Consider the following 23998-nt stretch of genomic DNA (forward strand, 5'->3'; position numbering starts at 1 on the left):
CGCGGACTTAAGAGAAGAGCTAGAATCTTAAAACCCGCGCAGGCGGGTTTTGTCTGTATAGCTGCGGTTTCAACCGCCCAGAGACTACAGGACACAGCTTAAGTTGACACCGATGTGCCACCCACGGAGACCGCCCCTACCGGGTTTCTCAGCAGATAACTAATATGAGAAAACCTATATGATAAGAGTTGCTACTCGTGAGAATATATTATGAATGCGCTATCATTTGAAGAACAAATTGATCGGCTCGAAGAGATTGTCGGGATTTTGGATAAGGGGGAGGCTCCTATAGAGGAGATGCTGAAGCTTTATGAGGAGGGGATGGGGCTAGCGCGTTTTTGCCGCACTTATTTGGAGTCAGCTGAGCAAAAGGTGATTGTTATCAGCCGGCAGGATATTGAGTCGGGTTTATAGGGTGTCAAGAAGGCGCTCATTCTATAGCAATAGACGTAGGGCAGGCGTCTCGCCTGCCCTGAGTGCCGGCAGCGTCAGCACCAGCTTGGGTTTACCTGGGGAGAGGAGGCAAATTATTGGGGTCGATCCCCTGAGATATCAAATAAGCTATCAGCCTTTCTTTTTCTTGGCGTTCCTGTTCAGCCCGTTGACGTTCCTGTTCAGCCCGTTGCTGTTCCTGTTCAATTTTTTCGACCGCCCAAGGTAACAAATTCCCCGCCCGATCCCACCACCTTAACCAATACCCAGTCCTTCCTTCTTTTGTTCCTTGCCAAGTCCCTAAAAATAATCCCATTGTTTCAATCCAATGGCGGCCATTTTCATCGGGCTGTTGCAATTCATAGCGCTGGTTTTCTAGCTGATAATATTCTAGCAATCCCCCATCCGGGTCAAATATCACATAGATGGGCACTTGCAATATCTGTTCGTAAAAAAACCATTTACCAGGGGGATAGGTGCGCTTAAAAGAATATTCGTCTCCATCTTTACCGGATAAAAATTCTATGACTAGAGCCGGTATCTCTCCTTCTAAATTGGGGGTATAGCTCTGGCGTTCGGCTAATATCTCTTTGACTGACCTTACATAGATCCAATCTGGGGCTTTCGCGATAAATTGCCCGTTGACTGTGGCGCACAGAGCAAAGTTGGAGGCGATTAACATCTGCGGTTGAATGAACCCGCTGAGCTCTAAACTTTCGCGTAATGCCCCTGCTAGAAGTGGCTGTCCTGTATTTTCCACGGGTTCATCCTCTAACTGAAAATCATCAGGGAGAGCTTCCCACGAAATCACCAGTCCTGGGGGTGATTTGGTTTCGCTGACTGGGGTGGCCATAAACGCTATTAGTGGTTTGTTTTGATTTTATCACAGTTTCAGGGGTTTTGTGAGTGTCAACCTGAGACACCGGCACCCTCGCCACGAGATGCCGGTGCTTCCCCCTCGCTCGCATTAGCTGAAACCGGCAACATCCCCCTGGTTGCCGGTGCTGGGGGAGTTCCGATTGAATCATAATGACTATCTCAATTCATACACCGGGCAAAACTCTTCTAACTTCACCTGCAAGTCTTCCACAAGCATGAGGCGATACTTCTGGGTTGCTTTCAGCTTTTGGAAGACAAAGCTCGCAAAATCATCGCGCCACTTTTTCCGCTCCGCTTCAGTGTCCAGATTAAGCGCTCTCACGGATAGGTGATAGCGGTATTCTTCAAAATTCATGTCCCGGTCATTTTCAAAATCGTGCTCTCCCAGAGTCAGACTAATCCTAGAATTGCGATACTCATACCAGGTTTCGTACCTGTCAGAGATAAGCTGAAATTGGATATCCAACAGGGATTCTATCTCCTTTGCCTGGTTGGCCAGACCTGTTTGTGAGTCAATGAAAATATCTCTGCTTTCAGACATTAGCCAATTCACTGTTGGAAGATGCGGATTGGGGAAACTTCCCGTCAAAGGTGTAGAGAGGCTGTAGGTTGCGGTCGTAAAACCCTTGGTTGGGCGCGTAAATAATCCCGGACAAACTAGAGGCTAAGTGCGCTTCCAGGCAGTCCAGCATTTCCCAACCGGCATCTGTTAAGCCAACCGGGTCAATTTCGATAGCGATGACTTGCTGGCTGCCGGCGAGTGTGCGAACAAGGTCTGGGTGCTGATTCAAATGCCCCGATGATTTAAGGATTTCTATTATCTCGCTGACTTCCTGTTGCAGAAGGTTGTCGCTGAGGTTTCTCTCGATAATGACAGGGCGTTGGCCAGTTTGGTAGTGTACGGTGATGGATTGCCAATCAGTCTCTCCTGCATCCGCTGCGCCCTGGCGTATCTCAAAACGCGGCTTCTCATCGAAAAAGCAACCATCCTGTATGAAATCGGCAATCTCGTTGCAGGGGAAAAGTTGGGCAGACTGGCAAAATACACGCAGAAAGTAACTCATAACAATACTCCTTGTGAAGTAGCACGCTTGCTATTGATTGCCTAAAGTTTTTGTTTCTACATCGTCGCCGCGCCGGTAGGTAATGCGTCTGGTTATATCCATTTTGGATACAAAAGCGACTGTATCAGTCTCGCCCAGGGCTAGAATCTCGTCGGCGATTTTGGCCCTTTCTCGCGCTTCCGGCATCCCACTCTGAAGCATTTCTCCCACCTCCAGGTAATCGGTACTCCCATCCGCATTATATCTGACCATATCGGGATATCGCCCGCCCAGCTCGACGTTTTCGACGTTCCGAAATCCTTCGCTGGCCAATGCTTGACGAGCCGCCACTTGGTCGCTACCCCCCGGTCTTCCGGGACGCCCCCCTTGCGCTGCTGGATTGAAGTACCGGTCTTTCCATATCTCGAAGGGCAGGATATCTCCCTGTTGTTTCCCCGCTTGATATTGGTCGTATTTATAGCGTTGATAGCGCCATTCTGCTGCGCCCGGATCGTTCAAGTTAGGCTTTGCACCTTCTGGCGGTTGTGGTGGCCAGTCAGAATTGGACATCTGTTTGGTGTTCCCTGGTGATTTGGTTCCCTCAGTATAATAAGTGTTGGTTGTGCTGGGTGGGTGGGGCGAGCGCGATGTTGAGTTCAGAGTGCCAATCATCGCCTGAATCCGCTCAATCTGAGCCAGAGAGGCTTGCAGGCTCCCCATCTCATCATAGCAGATATCCACAATCTCGGAAATTTGCCGGTTTAGCGCATACACTTCGCAGTCGGGGAAAGAATTGGCATGTCCTCCGCTGGTCCGAGCGCATTATTGACAGTTTTAATTCCAGGGGGCGAATTCACACAACTTTAAAGGATAAGTTGGCAATCTTACCTTGTCTAACTCGCTCTCCAGTCACCGGCCAGCAGAAACAGCCTCAGTCACTAGAACGCACTCACTCCTCCAAGTCCTCCTGCTTAACCACCTGCAATAGCAGATTTAGGACATCTGCAATTTGCTCATCGCTCAAGCCAAACTGCCGTACCTTCCCAACCGCTTCCATCATAGCTTGATTCTTGCCGCGCTCGAAGGTATCAGTAGCGGGCTGACTTGGCTCTGGGGTCGCCTTGGTTGGCTCGGAGCAAAAGTTGATGTTGCCTATATTCTTGTTAGCACCAAGGATGGTGCTGTTATTAAAACTAATATTCAAATGGGCTTGCCGTTCCATAACCGGTTTAAGATTTTTTTTCTTCACGGCCTCACCAAATATGTTAGATAACATTTGCAAAAGCTCGTAACCCTCATCCTTAGCATGGCCAGTAGTACAGCCATAAGTTTTTGCAATCACAGAATACTTTTGTCGCTTCAGGATTCCCTCAATAATTGCACGCTGCAGGTCACTAAGACGCTGGCCTGTCTTGGCGCAGACAGCATCGTCTACAAAATGTAATATCTCCTGAATGTCCATTGAGCATCAGTAGGGAGGAGAGAGAGATGTCGTTATTATACCCGACTTTATCCGTCTTTTTCCGTCCCGCTCCGACTTAGCGCCCAAAGTTAGCAACATCCGTCTTTTTCCGTCTTTTTCCGACTTGGCCTCCCAAGGTTAGCGGCATCCGTCTTTTTCCGTCTTTTTCCGACTTGGCCTCCCAAGGTTAGCGGCATCCGTCTTTTTCCGTCTTTTTTCAACTTAGCCTCCCAAGGTTAGCGGCATCCGTCTTTTTCCGTCTTTTTTGAACTTAGCCAGTAAAGTTAGCAACATCCGTCTTTTTCCGTCTTTTTTCGCCTTTTTCGGGTTGTCAGTGTTGGAAAGATGAGTGTAGTATAGGGAACATATACAGACAAGCAGGCTGTGCCGGTGGAGGGAGCTGTGAGTGGAGGAGCATTGGATTGGATTCGTGACAGCGTGAAAGAGATAGGCTCTCACGTTAGTGGAATGTTCAGAGACGATAATACCGGTGGGGGAAACGCGGGCCAGACACAGGGGACAGGGAGTAGCAGTTCTCACAGTGGGGGTGGCTCTAACAGTAGCAGCTCTCACAGTGGGGGTGCCTCTAGTTATGGACAAAGTGCCTGGTCTGAACCCTTTAAATTCGATCCTAACACTCACAAGTTAAAGGATCTAAAAGACTTGGGATGTCAGGGAAAAGCCGGTATTTACCTAATTCGTGATGAACAGGATGAACACAGTCTATATGTGGGAAAAGCTGAAGCAACATCTAAAGATATTCTGGACAGACTGGAAGGTCATTTGATTACAGGACCAAAAGTAAAAGGAAATAAAGGAAATGATGGGATCTGGGAACGGGTTCAACGGAAAGAAACCCTGACTGTCAGGTGGGTAGAGTGCGACAGAGCCAATGCCCCAGTGTATGAGTCAGTTGCAATAGCCTATTTGCTGCCACAATACAATAAACAATTCGCGCATGTCAAGTCAGATAGGTACATTGATTTTTATGAAAAAAAGGGCATGGACCCTTGGTTAGCAATAGCCGCTTTGTGTTATGAGGAAACGGAAATAGCCGTTTTGCTCGATTTACCTTCATTTTGGCACGCTGACTATGCAGATATGGTAGAAGAGGCCGAAAATCTTGCAAAAGAGGCCAAGGAACAAGGTCGGCGTGTAGCTGCCTATGAAAGCAATAAAAGGATAGAACTGGCAAAAGTTGTCCTTAGTAAATACAATGAAAAAATAAAAGACTCATCTGCTTTTAAAGAGACAGACGATACATTAGAGGCTGAAGAAGAGGCTGAAGAAGTTGATAGCAGTTCCGAAACTGAGTCAGACCAGAGTTCCAACCCTGGAAACACTAATTCCCAAGACAGTGGTGGCTCTTGGTTAGGTGGTTTGATTAGTATTGTGGTTGGTGGTATGTTTGGCTTTGGAGGGGATGAGAGTTCTAAGCCTGACGGAGTTAATAGCAGTTCCGAACCTGAGTCAGACCACAGTTCCGACCGTGGCAACAGGAATTCCGGGGACAGTGGTGGCTCTTTGTTTGGTGGTTGGTTTGGTACGAGCTCTGAATCTGGAGGGAATGAGAATTCTAAGCCTGACGGAGTTAATAGCAGTTCTGAACCTGAGTCAGACCACAGTTCCGACCGTGGCAACAGTAATTCCGGGGACAGTGGTGGCTCTTTGTTAGGTGGTTTGATTAGTGCTATTGTGTTTGGGTTTGACTCTGGAAGCAATGATAGTTCTAATCCTGACGGAGTTGGTAACAATTCCGGCCCAGATTTAGGCTCAAGTGATAATTCTGATTCCGGCAGCAGTGATTCCGGCTACAGTGGGGGCTATGACTCCAGCTCAAGTGATAGTTATGATTCCGGCAGCAGTGATTCTGGGGACAGTGGTGGCTATGACTCCGGCTCAAGTGATAGTTATGATTCCGGCAGCAGTGATTCTGGGGACAGTGGTGACTCTGACTCTGGCTCTAGCAGCGATAGTTGGTGGTAACCCCTGCTTTTTCTGGGAAAAGAACAATGGATAAAGATATCCCGCAACCCATCCAACACATCAGAGATTCAACGTCTTTCGAGGGAGTTTTACAACTCGCCTCGAATTTCATACCGATTCAGAGGAAGGACATCAGAACCACAAGAGCAATTGATGTGGCTTGGAAAGCTCGTAGAACTTTCACTTTTAAGGATTGGATAAGCTTGCATGAGCTAGGAATTTCACTATGGTTCAGGCAGTATTCTAGGTCATCCATCTCCTTTAAGTTCGATCGCTTTCCAAATCGCGACAAGCTCGGCTATAAGGAATTTCAGGAACTCATCGATTTGCTGCTCCAAAACAATGAACGCTTAATTGAGTTGCCAGAGGGCGAATCTCTGAGAGATGAAAGCCTGAAAACCTGGAAGGATTTTATTGCAGGACTTGTTCAGATCGGCCTTGTGGAAGCAAAATCTGGAACCAGGCGTAAAAAAATAAAATTAAACGATGATTCCCTGTTTGCTATTTTGTCTATCTTGGCTCTAATTTTAGGTATGTTACTTGCTGTTTTAGTTAGTTTTGTCCGTTAATCACTTGCGACAATAGGAGAAAAAATGCAGGGCACTCTAGTTTTCTTGTTTTTCATCGGTATGCTTGGTGATGCCTTCACTACTTTCTTGGGAATATTAGAGATTTTGGGAACCAAAATAGGAACTGTTAATTTTAATGACACCGGCTACGCCTTAGCCCAACTCGGAAATGTTCAGGACCCCGGCAATTACGCATTTGCTACGATCGGAACTTCCGTCATCACAGGTCTAAACATTCTCACGACAGATATTTTTGCCAGAAAAGAAAAAATTATTTTCCTCTTTTGGTTGCCTGCAATCATCGTTGACTTCATAGCTTCTTTAAGTGGTAGTTTAACGTTTATCAAGCCAGGTGCCAACCCAATATTGGCATACGCATTAGTTTTTTTTGTAACAATTTTCATAACCGTCAGCCCTGCCATGTTGCGTTATATAATGAAACGCCCTATCGATTAAGAAAGTGTTTGCCCAAAAAGCAGCTCTAGCCAAAAATATATCTGATGGTTATCTTTGAATTCAACGAGCTGGCCAACCCAAAACGCCCCCACAATCCCCAAAGCAAAGGCACCCACAAGGGGTGCCCCTACCGCTATTAAAAAGGACATGTAGAGACGCGACAGGGGGCGCAGCCCACTATAGACTCTTTATCCCGCGTAGGCGGGCTTTGTCTGTCGCAGTGAGTTTCTAAGATGGTGTTGGCGAATTGATAGGGGGTTTTACCCCACCCCCAACCCCTCCCCGTTAACGGGGAGGGGAACAAAGAGGGAACCTTTCGTCCCCCCCTTTCCTCGTCTTTCCTGGAAAAAAAACCGCGCAGATTGTAAGAATCTCCCTCTATTCTTTAGCCCGCGTTGGGCGAAGCCCTTCCCGCAGGGTAGGCGGGCTTCGTCTGTGTAGCCGCGATTTCCAATCGCCAGGAACCTGGCCAACTAGCCAGAGGTCTCTTCTTCCAACGCACAAAAAACCCCCTCAAACTCCCCCTCCCCGCACGCGGAGAAGGGAGTTAGGGGGTGGGGTTCATTCCCGGAAACCGAATCAAAACACCGGCACTAACCTCTCAGCGCCTCAGCACCGCCCACAACTTCCAGAATCTCCTGGGTAATTGCAGCTTGCCGCGCCTTGTTATAATTCAGCGTCAGCGTCCCAATCAACTGCTTCGCATTATCGCTAGCGCTGCTCATCGCCGTCATCCGCGCCGCCAGCTCGCTAGCAGCCGATTCTTGCAGCGCCCGCAGCAACTGGTTATTCAAATACAGCGGCAGCAAAGCGTCCAGAATTTGCACCGGATCTTGCTCGAAAAGCATATCTCTCGGCAAACCCTTCACCGGCGCACTCACCTTCTCGCGCTCCACCTCAAAATTCCCCCCCCGAGTCGTCAGGCGGAAAATTTCATCATCCGTCGCTTCCAACCCTTGCGCAGTCAGCGGCAGCAAGGTTTGAACCACCGGCCTCGAACTGATCAGCGACACAAACTTAGTGTACACCAACTCAACCCGGTCAACCGTTTCCGACAGGAACAGCGACAGCAATTCATCCGCAATTTGCGAAGCTTCCGCCGCCGTCGGAATCTGCTCCAACCCCGTATAAGTAGCGTCAATCGGCTGGTTGCGGCGCTGGAAATACTGGATAGCCTTGCGCCCCACCAGCACAAACTTATAATCCAACCCTTCCGCCTTCAGCTCCTTAGCCCGAGCTTCAGCCCGCTTGATGATATTCGTATTGTAGCCGCCGCACAGACCCCGGTCGCCCGAAATCACCAGCAAACCCACAGAACGAACTTCCCGCTGTTTCAGCAAAGGCAAGTCAGCATCCTCAAACCGCAACCGAGCTTGCAAACCGTACAGCACTTGCGCCAAACGGTCAGCAAAAGGGCGAGTAGCAATCACCTGCTCTTGGGCGCGGCGCACCTTAGCCGCCGCCACCAAGCGCATCGCTTCCGTGATTTTCTTCGTGTTTTTGACCGACTGAATACGGTCGCGAATCGCTTTTAAATTAGCCATAATTTTGCCAATTCTCAGTTATCACTTGTCCCCACAATTAGCTAACCGCAGGACACAGATAAACGCAGAGTCGGTCACATTCATCTGAGCAGAGCGCGGCTCTCATTTGAATGAGTTATGCCCATGAAACCCGGTGAGCGTAGGGGCGGGCCCCCGTGCCATCAGTGTCAACTTAAGCTGTGTCCCCTAGTCTCCCGGCGGTTGAAACCGCAGCTATACAGACAAAACCCGCCTGCGCGGGTTTGAAAAGTTCCGCTCTTCTCTTAAGTCCGCGTTGGGCGAAGCCCTTCCCGAAGGGTAGGCGGACTTCGTCTGTATAGCCGCGATTTCCAATCGCCAGGAACCTGGCAAACTAGCCAGAGGTCTAACCCCTCACTGATTCGCCAACAACATCTTTCAATCGCCAGGAGCTTAAGTTGACACTAATGGCCACCCACGGAGACCGCCCCCTTCCGGGTTTCTCAGCACCTCACTAATATGAGAACCGCTCTATCTGCGTTTATCTGCCTTTATCTGCGGTTGCAAAATTACGCCGCTGCCTTAAAGGTCTGCTTGTATTCAGCCACCGCTTCCTTCAGCAGCTTTTCAGCCTCATCAGTCAGCTGCTTCTCTTTCTGGACGATCTCGCCGTACTTCGGCTTGCTGGTGCGCAAATAGTCCCGCAGCCCCTTCGTAAAGGTAGCAACCTTGTTGACCGCGATGTCATCCAGCAGCCCGTTAATACCGGCATAGATAATCGCCACTTGCTCGTTCAGCGGCAGAGGAGAATATTGCTGCTGCTTCAGCAGTTCCCGCAAGCGCTGGCCCCGCGCCAGCTGGTTCTGAGTCGCCTGATCCAAATCGGAGGCGAACTGCGCGAACGCCGCCAGCTCCTCAAACTGCGCCAGTTCCAGCTTAATCTTACCGGCCACCTTCTTCATCGCCTTGGTTTGAGCGGCGGAACCCACGCGGGACACGGAAATACCGGGGTTCACCGCCGGACGCAGACCGGAGTTAAACAAGCTAGAAGACAAGAAAATCTGGCCGTCCGTAATCGAAATCACGTTCGTCGGGATGTACGCAGACACGTCACCGGCTTGGGTTTCGATAATCGGCAGTGCCGTCATGCTGCCTTCGCCCAGTTCGTTGCTCAGCTTGGCTGCGCGTTCCAGCAAGCGGGAGTGCAGGTAGAACACGTCCCCCGGATACGCTTCCCGTCCGGGCGGGCGGCGCAGCAGCAGCGACATCTGGCGGTAAGCTTGGGCTTGCTTGGAGAGGTCATCGTAGATCACCAGGGTGTGCTTGCCCTTATACATGAAGTATTCGGCCATGCTCGCGCCGGTGTAGGGAGCCAGGTATTGCAGCGTTGCCGGGTCACTTGCGTTGGCTGCCACAACGATGGTATAATCCATCGCTCCTTTTTCTTGGAGCACGTTGACCACATTGGCCACCGTGGAGGCTTTTTGGCCGATGGCGACGTAAACGCAGATCACGTTCTCGCCCTTCTGGTTGATGATCGTGTCAACAGCGATGGCAGTTTTGCCGGTCTGCCGGTCGCCGATGATCAGCTCCCGCTGACCGCGCCCCACGGGAATCATGGCGTCGATAGCCGTGATGCCGGTTTGCAGCGGTTCGTACACGGAACGGCGGGCAATAATCCCCGGAGCCCCCGATTCAATCAGGCGGCTTTCGGAGGTGTTGATTTCTCCCTTGCCGTCAATGGCCCGACCGAGGGCGTCCACCACGCGACCGATCAGGGCGTCTCCCACCGGCACCTGAGCGATTTTGCCGGTGGCCGTCACGGAGGAGCCTTCTTGAATTTCGCGCCCTTCGCCCATCAGCACCGCGCCCACGTTGTCTTCTTCCAGGTTGAGGGCGATCCCAATCGTGCCGTCTACAAACTCCAGCAGTTCGCCGGCCATCACCTTTTCCAGGCCATAAATCCGGGCGATGCCGTCGCCCACTTGCAGCACTGTACCGACGTTAGAAACCTTAACTTCCTGGTCGTACTGCTCAATCTGCTGCTTAATAATGCTGCTGATTTCGTCGGGTCTGATGCTTACCATCGTTCGTTATCAGTTGTTAGTTGTTCGCTAATCAGTCACCGGTCGCCGGTCAGGAGGCCCTTCATCAAAAGCCCTTAACCATTAACCCCTTCCTCTTCCTGAAACTGTATCCCTTCATAAATCTCGCTCAGGGGAATTTGGAGATTTAAGCAAGAGAGGTTCAGAACACTGTCGGGTGCGGACAGTTCTGTGAGAGTCCAGCTGGGCGCTTGACTGCGGCTGAACAATTCCACACCGCACTCTGACTGGGACACCAAAACATATTCCTGCAATGTGGGCAGCTTGCGATACTGAGATGCTTTCTTCCCCCTATCGAGTGCTTCTGTGGAGTCGGATAAAACTTCCACCACCAACACTGGATAGCGCACGTTATAATCATCTGCCCGATCTCGCCCATCGCAAGTCACCATAACATCCGGATAGGTGTAATGGCGTCCACCCTCGACTTCCAAGCGCACATTTTCCATGAACACTCTGCAGTAGCCACCTTTGAGTCGCTGGCGCAAAGCCAAGGCCAAGTTAAGGACAATGATATTGTGAGGCTTACTGGTGCCTGTCATGGTAATAACTTCGCCATCGTAGTATTCATGCCGAATATCCGCCTCTTTTTCTTCCAAGGCGAAATAGTCTTCGACTGTGATGTGCGCTTGTTTAGTCGCTGTCATGGCCCTCACCAATTTTAGATTTCAGATTTTGGATTTTGGATTGACGAGAGAACTCTCAGTCCAAAACCCAGGCATTCCAAATCCGCAATTGACTCACTCCGCACCCAGGCGGATGCCAATCCGGCGCAGCTGTCCCCGCAAACTGGCATCAATGATTTGGGAGCCCACTTTAATGATGACACCCCCAATTAAATCGCGGTCGATTTGGGTCTGGAGCTCCACCGAACGCGCGCCGGTCATCCCTTGCACCTTTTCGCGAACCGCTTGCTGCTGCGCTTCACTGAGCGGCACAGCAGAGGTAACATCCGCCAAGACGGTTTGGTTCAGCTTGCGCAAAAGTGATAGGTACTGTTGCCCAATCCCCTCTAAAAAGATGACGCGGCGGCGATCTACCAGCAGCATCAAAAAGTTGCGCGTGTAAGGTTGAAGCTCACCGGCAATCCGCCCCAGCACACCTTTCTTGTCGGCATCCTTAACAAAGGGATTGGCCAGAAACAGGCGCAGTTCCTCGGAGTTTTCCAGCAAACTCAGCAAGGAACGCACGTCCTCCCCAATTTGCTCCGTGATGTTGCTCGATTGCGCCAGGGACATCAGGGCTTGGGCGTAGGGCTCTACAATTTCAGAAGTTACAGTACTGCTGCCTTTCATCAGCGCCCTCCAAGCAGCGCAATGCTGCGGTCAACTAATTGGTTCTGAGCGTCATCGTCCAAGCGCTCCTGCAACTGGGATTCCACTCGCTGCAGCGCCATCGCAGCCACGCGCTGGCGCAGTTCCTTGAGCACTCGCTCTTGTTCAGTTTCCAGATCCCTAGCAGCTTCCGCTCTCAAGCGCTCCAAATCTTTCGCTCCCTGAGCCAAAATTGCTTCTCTGGCTTGCTTGGCGCGATCTTCGGCAGCCGCCCGGATTTGTTGCGCCTCTGCTTGGGCTTGAGCCAGCTTTTTCTGCGCTTCAGAAAGTGCCGCTTCGGCATCTTTCTTGCGCTGCTCAGCTTCTTTAATCGCGGTGGCGATGCTGTTGCGCCGTTCGCTCAGGACATTCCCCAAAAAACCGCGCCCGAAATAAAACAGCACCCCAATAATAATCACGAGGTTGATCACATTGGTTTCTAAGATGTCTGTATTCAGACCGAAACCGTGTTCGACCACCTCTGCTTCTACTTCACTCGCCAGTAAAAAAATCCCCATCATAAGCTACCCCTAACTGTGTTCACTTGCCCGCAGCCCGCAGCTAGAATAATTCGGACGTCTAGCGGTTGGCCAACTCAGGCCCGAGAAGTTTTTCCAGGATCTGGCGAGATAGGGTGTCTACCTGCTGCTCCAGCGAGCTCAAGGCTTCCTGTTTTTGCCGGTCTATCTCTTTCTGAGTTTGCTCTCTCGCTTGCTGGGCTTCTTTTTGCGCTTGGGCAATCTGCTCAGCAGCGATCTTCTGGGCGTCCGCCTGAGCTTGGGCCACTATCGCCTGAGACTCCCGCAGGGCTTCCCCGCGCTTGATCTCGTATTCCTTAGCCAGCATCTGCGCTTTGGACAGGCGCTCGCGAGCTTCTTTTTGATTGTTGCGGATGTACTCGTCCCGCTCGTCGATCGCTTTGGTCAGCGGTTTGTAAAAGATGGCGTTCAGGATGGCTGCCAAAACTAAAAACTGCACCGCCATCAGAGGCAGCGTGGCATCCAGGTCGAACAGCCCCCCCTCTTTAGCAGCAGTTTCAGCGGCTAGTAGAATTGTCCAGTGTGTCATAGCAACTCAACCGATTTTAGATTTTAGATTTTAGATTTTAGATTTCAGATTTATGATATAATTCACCACCCAAAATCCAAAATCTAAAACTCACGCCCGCACATCAGGGAGAGACGCGGGCCTATCGCGCCTCTCCCCAGACTGCTCGCGTTCTTACGAGAAGGGGTTGGCGAACAGCAGCACCAGGGCAACCACCAGACCGTAAATGGTGAGCGCTTCCATGAATGCCAAGCTCAGCAGCAGGGTGCCGCGAATCTTGCCTTCTGCTTCCGGCTGGCGGGCAATCCCTTCCACCGCTTGACCGGCAGCGTTACCTTGACCGATGCCAGGGCCAATTGCAGCCAGACCGACAGCCAGAGAAGCAGCCAGAACGGAAGCGGAAGCAATTAATGGGTCCATGATAAGTCTCCTCAGGTGTACAAGATACAAGAACTAACTACACAACGCGCTTTCAGGCTTTAGATTCTCGATTTTAGATTTCAGACAAAATCCCCAATCAGAGCCTCTAAAATCCTACATTTTATCATCTGAGTGCGAAATCACTCATGATGTTCTTCGCCACCATGCCCCTCCATTGCCTCGTGAATGTAGGCTGATGCCAGGGTGGCAAAAATCAGCGCCTGAATGGCACTGGTAAATAAGCCCAACACCATCACCGGCAAGGGTACGAACAGGGGAACCAGCAGCACCAGCACCGCCACCACTAGCTCATCCGCCAAAATGTTCCCAAATAGACGGAAGCTCAGGGATAGGGGCTTGGTAAAATCTTCCAGAATGTTGATCGGCAAAAGAATGGGCGTCGGCTGCACATACTTGGCAAAGTATTCCAAGCCGCGCTTGCTGAAGCCGGCGTAGAAGTAGGCCAGCGAAGTCAGCAGGGCCAGCGCCACCGTGGTGTTGATGTCGTTGGTGGGCGCAGCTAGCTCACCTTCCGGCAGGTGGAGCAGCTTCCAGGGAACCAAAGCACCCGACCAATTGGACACGAAGATGAACAGGAACAATGTGCCCACAAACGGCACCCAGGGACGGTACTCTTTCTCGCCAATCTGGTTTTTGGCCAGATCCCGGATAAATTCCAGGGCGTACTCCATAAAGTTTTGCATCCCACTGGGAATCCGCTGTACGTTCCGAGTGGCTGCAAGAGAAGCTATTACCAGCACGCCAATCACAAACCAGGAGGTGAGAAACACCTGTCCGTGCAGTTTCAGATTGCCGAGCTGCCAGTAAAAATGCTGGCCCACTTCCAATTTGGCGAGGGGGAGAGAGTCAAAGGTGGTTAAAACGTCCAGCATGTCGATTCAGGAGGCTTCCCCAGCCCGAAGAGGAGTTGGAGGATTGACAGGTTGCCCGACTTATTTAGGGTCAGGTGCGAGGACTGTTCGCAACACGTAAACGATGAGCGCGGCTTTATATGTCAGAAATCCCAGAAAAATGGGCAAAATCTGTAGCTGTTTCCACTGGGTTGCCACTATAATCAACCCAATGAATATCGCAAACCGCGTCTTGCTCAGACGCTCCTTTTGTCTGCCAAGGCGCTCAACGTCCTTCGCCAACATTCTCAAGTAAACCACACCTGTGCACGCTCCGATCAAATAATTCAGAGCAATATTGAGGGAGTAGACAATCCAAACAGAAATGAATACAATCCCCGTCAGTGCCAGAGTCACGACCAGCAGCTCCTCTCGGAGGCGGTAGAACTCTTGCATTGAGGCATCCGGTTCTGAGGACAGAGAGCTGGACTCAGGAGTGTCTCCTGGAGTCGGTGTGGGTTCGAGAGTTTCGTCTGGCAAGGTCACAGAGCCCAGGAACAAGTCTAGGGGATTGGCCGCGTGCTCGGCACGAGCTACAGCCTTTATGTTGCGGAAATTCGTCTGATTTGCTAAAACCAGACAAAATCCTTCGGAAACATCGGAAAAACCGACCTTTCCCGGGCACAGCATCACGCCCGAACTCCCTCCGTGCGACGGGAAAGGGAGTCCAATCTTTGCCTCGTTCCCTTGAGAGTTCAGCCGGCTGTTGCCGTCTGAAGGAACAAGGCTCGCGCTTAAAAGCGCTTGCCGGCACTTGGAAGCCCACCGTCTCAGCTGCCAGCTGTCCGGTGCACACCCGTGCGCAAGCACATCTAGAAATATACCACGCCGTGGTAACGTTCCTTAACAAAAAATTTAATCTCGTTTTGGTAAAATCAGCCGCCCCGTTCCGCAGCTAATTTATCCCTCAGACAGTTGACAGCGTAACCTCTATACCCTCCTTACGGAGTTGGGCATGGGGCATGGCGGCGGGACTGGGGGCATGGGGCATGGGATTTGGCCTGGGAACACCGGCACAGCCGGCTGAAAGCCTGCTCCCCCCTCCCCCCTAAAGCGCCGGCTTCCTTGACATTTGCGCAAATTTATGTTAATAAACACGCACTCGCCAAGACCCACCGGCACACCCTCACTCTATATTGATATGGCTGATATGCCTCACCGCCAGTCGCCGTTCAGTCCTGCAGGCGAGCGAACTGGCCGGCACCGGCAGCGCTAAGGGCCACCGCCACAGCAAACAGCACCGCCACAGCATACCAGGGAAACTGGGACAGGGGCAAATACGCCGCTGAGCGCAACCCCATACTCGTATACGTCAGGGGCAGCAGGTAAACCACCGCCTTGATGGCCACCGGCAGGGGAGTGGGGTCAAAAAACGTGCCGCCCAGAAAAGACATCGGGACAATCAAAAAATTATTGTACAGGCCCACACTTTCTAGCGAGCGCACCCTCAACCCCACAATCACCCCCAACCCAGAAAACACCGCGCAATTGAGCGCCAGCACCAGCAGGAACAGCGGGTTGAGAAAAGACCAGAGCTTGCCGGTGAAGGCAATGGCCACCAGGAGCACCGAACCCGAAGTCATCAGCCCGCGCACAATCCCCGCCAGCATTTTACCCAAGTACAGCGCCAGCGGGTGCACCGGCAGCAGCAGCATCTCCTCAAACGTCTTAGTGAAAAGCCGCTCCCCACAAAGAGAAAACGTCGTCCCGGCGAAACAAATCGTCATCGAGGACAGCGCCGCCATCCCCGGAAGCATAAATTCCAAATAGCTGCCGTATGCGCCACTCATTCCCGCACCGGGCTTAATAGAACTGCCCAGCCCCAAGCCAAAGGCCAGAATATAGATCAGCGGAGACACCAACCCAGCCGCCGCCACTTGGGCAATCCGGACGCGCAGATCCAGCCACTCCCCCCAAAAAACGGTGAGGCTGTCCGCCCAAATCGTCTGAAGCTGGGATATTTCAGCAGTTTTGTCGGAGCGAAGCAACAGATCGGAGGTCACGGTTACTAGCCAGTCGAGAGGTTCGCCCTTTATTTTTGCACTTCTTAACCCCCTGCCGGTCAGCCGTTCGCAGTTGGGCTTTATAGCAGCAGCCACTTAGGGAATGGACGTAGGACAGGCGTCTCGCCTGTCCCAGAGATCTGGAGGGCAGGTGAGACTTAGGGAACGGACGTAGGACAGGCGTCTCGCCTGTCCCAGAGATCTGGAGGGCAGGCGAGACGCCTGCCCTACGCCTAGACTTCGTATCCCAGTGTCCTCAACTGACTGTCTATTGCTAAAGCCCCAAAGTTCGCAGTTGGGCTTTAGCCCAAAAGCTGCCCCAGCAGCCTGCGGAAAAGCTCAACTATATATATAAAGAGCTCCCCTGACAGGGGGGGTTGGGACAACCTCTAGCCAGGTGGCCCAAGGGCCTTTGTCGAGCGCCGGCTGTGCGCCGGCTAACCGGCACTGGCGCTGTACTGGTGAGCCGGTACGATCCGCCAAGTGGAATCCCCCAGGAGTTCCAGCACCTGCTGGTGGTACTTCAACAAGCTCGACCGGTGGCCCACACTGATGAACGCAGTTTCCGTCTGTTGCAGCAGCCGGTAGAGATGCAGCTCGTTGTTCATGTCCAAGGCGCTCGTGGCTTCATCCAAAATGGCATAGCGGGGTTGCAACCGCAGCACTCGGGCGAAGGCGAGGCGCTGCTGCTCGCCCAGTGACAGGACATCGTCCCACTTGATTTCCGCATCAAAGCCGCCGACTCGTGCCGGCAAGTCTTCCAGGTTGACTTGTCGCAACAGCCGGTGCAGTTCCTCATCCTTAATATTGCGGCTCGTGTTCGGATATAGCAGCTGCTCTCGCAGAGAGCCCAAAATCATGTAGGGGCGCTGGGGCAAAAACAGCATTTCCTCCAGTTTTGGGCGCACCACCGTGCCGGTGCCGGCGTCCCACAAACCGGCGATCGCTCGCAGCAGCGAACTCTTGCCGCAACCGCTCGCACCCACGATCAGCAAACTCTCACCGGCTCCCACTGAAACCGACAAATCTTTAACTAAAATCCGCTCGCCGTTTGGTGTTTGCAACGTCATATTTTCCAAAGCGAGCCGGTTGTCTGACACTGACTCAATGATGTGGGAAGATAGCACTTTTGCCTTTGGCGCATCCAGAGCCTCCGAGAAAGTGCCCAATCGCTGGATCGCAGCCGCAAACGCACTCAGGGATTCAAACTGGCTGACAATTAGCGACAGTGCGCCCAAAACCTGATTGCAAGCAATGCTCGCCTGAGTAATCACCCCCAACTCAACTTCGCCGGCAAGATACAGCGGTGCCACCACCAAATAGGGCAATATCAGGAGAAAATAGTTATACCCCGTCGTGAAAAATTCCAGATTGCGCTGCCACGCAATCATCTGGTTCGAGTTCTGAATAGCTTCATTAAATCGCTGCTTCACCAGACTAGATTCCGGCTCCTCCCCCCCATAGAAAGCAATAGACTCAGCATTGTTGCGAATGTGAACCAAACCGTAGCGGAAATCCCCTTCGCACCGGAATTGGTTGAAATTCAAATGAACCAGTCGCTGGCTCAACCCGATAGTGACCCAGTTGCCAAAAACCGCATAGGCAATCATAGCAGCCACCAGAGGCTTAGAGATAGACCAGAGAATCCAACTGTAGGCCAGCAAGTCAATAATTTGATTAAAAATCGTCAGGAAAACATTGATGCTGGTGTGGGTGAATAGCCCCATATCTTGGGAGATGCGCTGGTCGGGGTTGTCAATATCGGGCTGGGAGTTAATTTGATAATAAGCGCGATTGTGAAAATATTTATCCAGAAAATAATGGGTGAGCCAGCGCAGCCAGTTAAGCGCGAGTTTTTTGCGGGCGTAGTGGGAGAGCACCACAAGCGGTGTGGTGACAGCCAGCACGCAGCCGTAGAGCAATAGCAGGTGTGAGTATCTCGCACCCTCTTTTTGGGCGATAGCGGTTACCAAGTCCCGCCCTACATAGCTGCTGGCCACATTCATGCCACTGGCTGATAGCAGCAACAATAGCAGCAAAGCCAGCATTGACCACGCTCGCCAGTGATATCTCAAATGCTTCCAGCAGTAGAAAAAGCCGCAGAGGGGAGCGATGAGAGCGAGCCTCAGCAGGTAGATAGCTGGAGAGTTCGCAATCTTAGTAATAGATTCAGCCAACCCTGGCGCAAGAGTGCTGGAGAGTTGTGGGAAATAGTGCTGCCCCATCAAGCTGAATGCCCCTACTGCCAGAAAAAAAGCCGCAAAGACGAATACCAGCAGCAGCAGCAACAGCCCCAGGAAAGTTCTCCCCCCTCCCCCGACTGGATACCAGTAAGGTTGGGCGATTGTTAAAAAATCCATCCAGAAATGCCGGTTAATTTTATTCATCTTCACCAGTGATATGAAATGTCCTTCTCGTTCCGGGACGGGCACGGGGACCACTGGTGTCAACTTAAGCTCCCGGCGATTGGAAATCGCGGCTACACAAACCAAGTCCGCCTACGCGGACTTAAGAGAAGAGCGGGACTTTTAAAACCCGCGCAGGCGGGTTTTGTCTGTATAGCTGCGGTTTCAACCGTCCAGAGACTACGGGACACAGCTTAAGTTGACACTAATGGCACGGGGACCCACCCCTACTGCCTGGGAATGAAGAATGGAGGCAGAGCCTCCATTCTCGCTCTAGGCTAGCAGAAAATATGAGTAAGAGCCAGAACAAGTCGGGCTCATCCCATTTTGATAGTCTCGCTCCACTCTTAGCCCGCGAAGGCGGGCTTCGTTTGTATAGCCGCGATTTCCAATCGCCAGGAAAGTAGCTAATCGCCAGGGGAATAGGTATAGGTCTAACCCCTCACCGATTCGCCAACAGCATCTTTCTAATCGCCAGGAAACTAGCAAAACTGACCTGTTCTCTTTCTCGTTCCCAGGCACCCTTACGGGAAGCTTGCGGCTACCGCCAGGGAATGAAGAATGGAGGCTCTGCCTCCATTCTCGCTCCTCGCTCTAGGCTAGCAGAAAATATGAGTGACAGCCAGAAAAATTAACCATTTCCCTTACCAATTCGGCGAATCGAGCAGCAACGGCGAAGGGACGCGCTCCGGATAGGCTAAGCGCAGGAAGTGCATACCGATACCCGCCAAACCAGTCATCAAATCGGGCAACAGATCGCTGCCACCGGCACCGCAAGTCCAGCGGCGCGCCCGCTCAAAATTCCGCCACTGCTGTGTCGCCTGCACATTGGCTTCCATCTGCAAATAAGGCTCGTCTTTCAACAGGGCAAACCGCAGCAATAGCTCCGCATTGCCCGACTTGCCGTGGCACAGCGAATCATCAGACAGCTTGTGAAAATTGCGCAGCGTTGTATCTAGCGCCGTTTGAGCTTCTCGCAACAGATCCGCGTCAGTTTTGCCCAAAGCCGCCCAACTGTCAATCCGGCTCAAGCCAATCCCCGCCGAACCGCTGCACCAAAAATAGGAAAATTTTGGCCCGGGATCTTGTTTCACCATCACTGATGTGCGCCAGTCATACCAATTGCGCTCCGCTTCATCAAATTGGGTTTTTTCATAAGCAAAAGCCTGCCGTCCTGCTTCAATGTATTCAGGGCTGTTGGTGTAGCAGCCGAGCCGAATTAGCGCCCAACCAATGCCGCTCGCCCCGTGGGAAAAGCCAGTCAGATTGCCCCTCGCTAACTCCGGATTGTAGGGCCACGAAAGGGTGCCATCCTGACGAATTGCGCCCTCTAATAAATGTTGGGCGCACAGTTCAGCGCAAGTCAGCCCTTTCCCAGATGCAGCCTGCGCTAAACCAATTATAACAGGAATTACCCCGGCAGCGCCATGTATGATGTCGAAGTAAGTATCTTGACTGATGCGGGGGAGAATTTCATCGCACAATTCGCCAGCCAATTCTAGCAGCGCCGGCTTTTCCCACAGCTGGGCGAGGTGCGTCAGCAAATAGATGGAGCCGGCTGTACCCTGGAACGCCCCGATCATTGTGCCGTCGCGCTGTTCGATAGCGTGGGCGAGCGCCCGCTCGGCGGCTTGGCGAAATTCTGCCTGCGGATAGATGGCATCCAGATAAGCTAAAAACAGGCAAATTCCTGCCGAACCGCTGTAAAGCGAGCTATTAATATTAGCCAGACGTTTGCCAGCCGGCGTGAACTCTACCGTTTGCCAAGGTGCCGGTTGAGACGGATCTTGGAGCAGCGAACACAATTGCGCGCCAATTTGGCGGGCGTAGTTAACCGCTGAACCGATAAAGTGCGGGCTGTTAATTTCGCCGGCAGAGAAGCTAGCATGAATGTACTGTTCTTGCCGGCACCGGCTGTCCGGCGATAGCTGCTGAATCCGCCGCACCGCATTGGACAGTGGCGAAATCGCCAGAGTGTCCGGCAGCGGATGCCGGCCATTATAAATCAGAGAATTTTCCCCGGCTTTTGCCGTAAAGATGGGAATGTCTAATTGCCACAAAGAAGTTAATTCAAGTTCAGCTAGCTTGCCGGTATCGTCCCACAAGCGCGGGCGCTCTATTAAAGTGTGGAAAACTAAATCCACCTCCAGCGGTTCCGCCAAGCATTTAGGGTGCCGCGCTGCGTCCAGTAAGTGAGCGTAAACTTGCGTAGCCCGGTTAACAAAGCGCACTGAGGAATCTGCGAATAGCTCCTCTACAAGCTTTATGGCTTGCGCGGCGTTTTGTTCCGCCCATTCATAAACTTTGCCAAACCCCTCCACAATACAGTGCTGGTAATCTTGCGGGCGCACTAACTCACCATTATAATAGATGCGATTCGTCGCCTCCACTTCAACCCGGACCCCAACTTTGCGCTCAACTTCTAGCTCTAATGACATGCGGTTGCTAATTTGCGGCACCGCAAATGGCGTCTCGTAAGATTCGCCACCGTTATAGGCGCTTAAACTTAACCGTTTGCCGCCATCAGCCATCTTGGCAAGTGGCCAGTCAAGCATGCCAGTCCTGAACACTGAATCAAACAGCGTGTCTGGCAAATTATCCGTGCGGCGCGGCACCACTTCCAAGACTGTTTCGCAGTCGCAGATGAAGGCGTTGCAGTTGGAGACGAGAATGTTTTCAAAATGAAGGTCGCTGCCTCCCAGAATGTGGAAGATGGCTAAATACCCGCCTAACTGCTTGTAAAATTTCTCTACAACTTCCCGGCTTTCCGTGCGGTTTTGCACCGGCAGGAACTCTGCATAGCCGTAGCCATCTTTACACAGCACCCGATAAGTAGCAAACTCGACAGCACCAGAGCCGGTCAAAGTTTCGAGCAACCCTTGCATCGCCGCTTCCGATTTTATACAGCGGGGTTTGTAAACGACTGTGCCGATCTGCTGCTGGAATTCTAGCTCGACGAAGGCAACACTGCGACCGCCGGCATGGGGGTCAGATTGCCCTAAGTAGAACGATTTGATTTGCTTGATTGGCTCCCCGCCAAAGAAAGTGGCGCTAATTTCCGCCCTATCTTTTGTCAAGCGATAGAGCAGCTCTCCGCCCATTTCTATCAAAAAATGGGTGACTTGCGCTAGCCAGCGCCCCAGCACGGGAAACTTGCGATAAAATCGGTGATAGGTTCCCTCGTCCTTGAAGGTTTCTTCCAGGTAAGCTACATACGCCGCAGCGTCAGATAAGTTGGCGATCTTTTTTTGGTAGCAGTAAACCTTTATATCCGTCTCCAGAGCGCCGGCTATCTCCCTTTCAAAGCGGTCGAGCAAGTGAGCTTGGATATTGGCGATGACTTGCCGGTTGATGCTGAAATCCTCTGTAGCTTGATTGATGGCGTCGCAGACCGGCTGCAGCGCCTGTTGCAGCAAACGCAGGAATGGCTCGCAGACTTTGGCAAAGCGCCGGTAATAAATATCGGGGGCATACCACCAGCTATCCGCAAAAGCAGCCGGCGGCAAATCTAGGGTTGCCAGCGCCTTTCGGTAAACCTCCAGCCACGCTGCGTTAGGCTGCATTAATTCTAGCACAGCCGGTGCCGGCAACTTGCTCAAATTGCGCTCGAACAGCTTAAAATCGGCTAGCACTTGTTGCAGGTTCTTCTTTGCAGGTATGTGACTTGCCAATTGTCCGTAAAGCTGCTGCTTGACTTGCGTCGCCGCTAACTTGCCAGCCAATTTGTTCACCGTCCAGGTATCGAGCGAGCTGAGTGGCTCAGTGCAAGCCGGCAAAGCGTTTATCTCAGCCAGCTGTTGAGCGCTTGCGAGGCGCTCCGACAGGTTGCTCGCGCGGCAAGCAAATTCAGCAATGGTAAGATTGTCAATCATGTTTTATCTCCACCGGCCTTAAAATGTATAAGCTGTTCGGCTAATAATGCTGCCTGTCTGCCCACTGGAGGCAGAGCCTCCAGGACGTTCCAGGCAGTAGGGGCGGGTACCCGTGCCATTGGTGTCAACTTAAGCTGTTCCCAGTTCTGGGCGGTTGAAACCGCAGCTATACAGACAAAACCCGCCTGCGCGGGTTTTAAAAATCCCGCTCTTCTCTTAAGTCCGCGTAGGCGGACTTCGTTTGTATAGCCGCGATTTCAATCGCCAGGAGCTTAAGTTGACACCAGTGGTCCCCGTGCCCGCCCCGGAACGAGGGATAAGCTCATATTTTATGATTTATGCCCGCTTTATTTAGCCCCCTAATGCCACAAACCCAGATAGGCTTTTGCCTCCAAGGGACTGCCTTGCCGGCAGACAATTTTGATGTAAGCTGTGAGCCTAAAAAAAAGACCGAAACCTTGCCGGTCATGTCCAGGCCAAGCCAGAAGGGCGTTGCGCTTAGCAGGAGTGCAAAGCCCGCTGGAGACGAGGCTGTCCAAAAATAGCTGCCAGCGAGGTTCTTTTGGACCGGCGTTTGCCACATAACATTCCAATCCAATCCGGGAGGGAATGGTATCGCCTACATCGAAGCTGAGATCGATATTATCCACCACAATAGATAGTTGAGGGATAATACCTTCTAGTTCTTTAACTGAACCGGCCCAGCCAACCTCTGCTAAATAGACCGGCAATTGAACGGGAGAAATCCCCTTTGCAATCAGCCTGACATTTCGGGACTGGCGAGACAGCATGGCACCAATGCAAGTAAATTTCGCGGCAGCGGGTAGAGTGCCGGCGCACAGCTGGAGATTGGAGTCCAGGTGCGGGGGGACCTGACTGTCGAGAAGCTTTAGAGCCATTTCTAGCAGGGATTGAGCTTGGCAGCCAGCGGCTTCTTCTAAATGCAGGAAAACGCAGGGAATTGGCAGGGTTGATGGGGGATCGCCCACATCAAACTCCAGCCACATTGCATTGACGCTGTGGTGCAGATCGGAATTTGGATCGGCCCACTCCTGGAATAATTTCTGAAAGCGCCCCCAAACGGGATGGTTCGGGACAGTATCTGGGAGTTTAATGCTGGGGTTGGGGAGGAAAACTGCTAGGTCTACTTGGGACGCACCGGCACCTAAACGGCACTCCAGAATGGCGTCTGAGAAGGGGGGCAGACTTTCGGCTGCGGTGTAAAGTTCGCACAGGGCTTTTCTGGAAACTAAGTCCGGGGGGAGCCGGTGCGCCACACTGTTTAGGCAATCTTTCATTGATGAGAGCATCAATTTCACTCCTTCTCGGGCGGTGCGCCATACCGATTTTGGCTGCAAGGTTTGTAAGTTCAGCGTAGCCCAACCGGGGCTTTAGCGGTGTGCGCACTTCCGAAGCGACTGCCTCCTTTCAAGGCAAAAGCAGCATTATTAGCCTAACAGCTTAGTGCTTTAAGGAACCTCGCCTGTTCGCCTGTGCGCCCAGAGCGGAGAGAGGGAGAGGGAACCTGGGTATCGCTACTTATTTGCCAGCGTTATTTTTTGAGAGGAGAAAAGCCAACAGCGCGGAAATATG

Annotated in this window: 23 protein-coding genes; 5 read left to right on the forward strand and 18 right to left on the reverse strand. The window is 52.1% G+C overall.

The annotated features are described in order from the left end of the window. Positions 1-210 precede the first annotated feature (210 nt). The gene (xseB, locus tag OSC10802_RS0131385) at positions 211-414 is read left to right on the forward strand and encodes an exodeoxyribonuclease VII small subunit (RefSeq protein WP_017720730.1); all 204 of its coding nucleotides are present in this window, start codon (positions 211-213) and stop codon (positions 412-414) included. A gap of 91 nt (positions 415-505) precedes the next feature. Here xseB and OSC10802_RS0131390 read toward each other — a convergent pair whose 3' ends face one another. Then, positions 506-1285, reverse strand: coding sequence for a Uma2 family endonuclease (locus OSC10802_RS0131390; RefSeq protein ID WP_017720731.1), 780 nt, complete (start codon positions 1283-1285; stop codon positions 506-508). A gap of 21 nt (positions 1286-1306) precedes the next feature. On the opposite strand from OSC10802_RS0131390, the gene OSC10802_RS51690 reads away from it, so the two are divergent. Further along, positions 1307-1462, forward strand: a complete 156-nt coding sequence (locus OSC10802_RS51690; RefSeq protein ID WP_155968937.1) for a hypothetical protein — start codon at positions 1307-1309, stop codon at positions 1460-1462. Positions 1463-1465: 3 nt separating this feature from the next. On the opposite strand, the gene OSC10802_RS0131395 is transcribed toward OSC10802_RS51690, so the two are convergent. The 4 genes from OSC10802_RS0131395 to OSC10802_RS0131410 all read right to left on the reverse strand — a co-directional run bounded on the left by OSC10802_RS0131395 (position 1466) and on the right by OSC10802_RS0131410 (position 3816). After that, positions 1466-1852: a hypothetical protein gene (locus tag OSC10802_RS0131395; protein WP_017720732.1), complete on the reverse strand. Its 387-nt coding sequence runs from the start codon at positions 1850-1852 to the stop codon at positions 1466-1468. Next, the gene (locus OSC10802_RS0131400) at positions 1845-2375 is read right to left on the reverse strand and encodes a hypothetical protein (protein ID WP_017720733.1); all 531 of its coding nucleotides are present in this window, start codon (positions 2373-2375) and stop codon (positions 1845-1847) included. Before OSC10802_RS0131400 ends, OSC10802_RS0131395 begins: the two co-directional genes overlap by 8 nt. A gap of 30 nt (positions 2376-2405) precedes the next feature. Beyond that, on the reverse strand, positions 2406-3128 hold the full coding sequence (locus OSC10802_RS0131405) for a hypothetical protein (protein ID WP_017720734.1): 723 nt from the start codon (positions 3126-3128) through the stop codon (positions 2406-2408). Positions 3129-3303: 175 nt separating this feature from the next. Next, positions 3304-3816, reverse strand: a complete 513-nt coding sequence (locus tag OSC10802_RS0131410) for a helix-turn-helix domain-containing protein (protein WP_017720735.1) — start codon at positions 3814-3816, stop codon at positions 3304-3306. Between the two features lie 417 nt (positions 3817-4233). Here OSC10802_RS0131410 and OSC10802_RS45035 point away from each other — a divergent pair, with 417 nt between their 5' ends. Genes OSC10802_RS45035 through OSC10802_RS0131425 form a run of 3 tightly spaced genes read left to right on the forward strand, consistent with a single transcriptional unit; the run spans position 4234 to position 6827 of the window. Next, complete coding sequence (locus OSC10802_RS45035) at positions 4234-5802, forward strand: GIY-YIG nuclease family protein (RefSeq protein ID WP_155968938.1); 1569 nt, start codon at positions 4234-4236, stop codon at positions 5800-5802. A 26-nt stretch (positions 5803-5828) separates the two neighbouring features. Then, positions 5829-6371 (forward strand): hypothetical protein, encoded by a 543-nt coding sequence (locus tag OSC10802_RS0131420; protein ID WP_017720737.1) that lies wholly within the window; start codon positions 5829-5831, stop codon positions 6369-6371. A 24-nt stretch (positions 6372-6395) separates the two neighbouring features. Beyond that, entirely contained in the window at positions 6396-6827 is a 432-nt protein-coding gene (locus tag OSC10802_RS0131425) for a hypothetical protein (protein ID WP_017720738.1), read from the forward strand. Positions 6828-7420: 593 nt separating this feature from the next. Here the strand turns inward: OSC10802_RS0131425 and OSC10802_RS0131435 are convergent. The 13 genes from OSC10802_RS0131435 to OSC10802_RS0131495 form a co-directional block, all read right to left on the reverse strand. Next, positions 7421-8371 (reverse strand): F0F1 ATP synthase subunit gamma, encoded by a 951-nt coding sequence (locus tag OSC10802_RS0131435; RefSeq protein WP_017720740.1) that lies wholly within the window; start codon positions 8369-8371, stop codon positions 7421-7423. A gap of 527 nt (positions 8372-8898) precedes the next feature. Next, entirely contained in the window at positions 8899-10416 is a 1518-nt protein-coding gene (atpA, locus tag OSC10802_RS0131440) for a F0F1 ATP synthase subunit alpha (RefSeq protein ID WP_017720741.1), read from the reverse strand. Between the two features lie 74 nt (positions 10417-10490). Beyond that, complete coding sequence (locus OSC10802_RS0131445) at positions 10491-11081, reverse strand: Uma2 family endonuclease (RefSeq protein ID WP_017720742.1); 591 nt, start codon at positions 11079-11081, stop codon at positions 10491-10493. Positions 11082-11174: 93 nt separating this feature from the next. Beyond that, complete coding sequence (atpH, locus tag OSC10802_RS0131450; RefSeq protein ID WP_017720743.1) at positions 11175-11729, reverse strand: ATP synthase F1 subunit delta; 555 nt, start codon at positions 11727-11729, stop codon at positions 11175-11177. Beyond that, positions 11729-12265 carry a F0F1 ATP synthase subunit B gene (locus tag OSC10802_RS0131455; protein WP_017720744.1) on the reverse strand — a complete coding sequence of 179 codons (537 nt, stop codon included), beginning with the start codon at positions 12263-12265 and terminating at the stop codon, positions 11729-11731. Before OSC10802_RS0131455 ends, atpH begins: the two co-directional genes overlap by 1 nt. A gap of 61 nt (positions 12266-12326) precedes the next feature. Further along, positions 12327-12815 (reverse strand): F0F1 ATP synthase subunit B', encoded by a 489-nt coding sequence (locus OSC10802_RS0131460; RefSeq protein WP_017720745.1) that lies wholly within the window; start codon positions 12813-12815, stop codon positions 12327-12329. A gap of 153 nt (positions 12816-12968) precedes the next feature. Further along, positions 12969-13214, reverse strand: coding sequence for an ATP synthase F0 subunit C (atpE, locus tag OSC10802_RS0131465; RefSeq protein ID WP_017720746.1), 246 nt, complete (start codon positions 13212-13214; stop codon positions 12969-12971). A gap of 140 nt (positions 13215-13354) precedes the next feature. Continuing rightward, the gene (atpB, locus tag OSC10802_RS0131470) at positions 13355-14113 is read right to left on the reverse strand and encodes a F0F1 ATP synthase subunit A (protein ID WP_232731879.1); all 759 of its coding nucleotides are present in this window, start codon (positions 14111-14113) and stop codon (positions 13355-13357) included. 54 nt (positions 14114-14167) lie between these two features. After that, positions 14168-14755 carry an ATP synthase subunit I gene (locus tag OSC10802_RS56850; protein ID WP_017720748.1) on the reverse strand — a complete coding sequence of 196 codons (588 nt, stop codon included), beginning with the start codon at positions 14753-14755 and terminating at the stop codon, positions 14168-14170. Positions 14756-15297: 542 nt separating this feature from the next. Beyond that, the gene (locus tag OSC10802_RS0131480) at positions 15298-16224 is read right to left on the reverse strand and encodes an ABC transporter permease (protein WP_445727661.1); all 927 of its coding nucleotides are present in this window, start codon (positions 16222-16224) and stop codon (positions 15298-15300) included. Between the two features lie 341 nt (positions 16225-16565). Further along, positions 16566-18560, reverse strand: a complete 1995-nt coding sequence (locus tag OSC10802_RS0131485; RefSeq protein ID WP_512699236.1) for an ABC transporter ATP-binding protein/permease — start codon at positions 18558-18560, stop codon at positions 16566-16568. A 617-nt stretch (positions 18561-19177) separates the two neighbouring features. Continuing rightward, complete coding sequence (locus OSC10802_RS0131490; protein ID WP_017720751.1) at positions 19178-22405, reverse strand: type 2 lanthipeptide synthetase LanM family protein; 3228 nt, start codon at positions 22403-22405, stop codon at positions 19178-19180. Positions 22406-22764: 359 nt separating this feature from the next. Next, the gene (locus OSC10802_RS0131495) at positions 22765-23703 is read right to left on the reverse strand and encodes a hypothetical protein (protein ID WP_017720752.1); all 939 of its coding nucleotides are present in this window, start codon (positions 23701-23703) and stop codon (positions 22765-22767) included. Positions 23704-23998 lie beyond the last annotated feature (295 nt).

The organism is Kamptonema formosum PCC 10802 (genome assembly GCF_000332335.1).
In the GTDB taxonomy this organism is placed as follows: Bacteria; Cyanobacteriota; Cyanobacteriia; order Cyanobacteriales; family Oscillatoriaceae; genus Oscillatoria.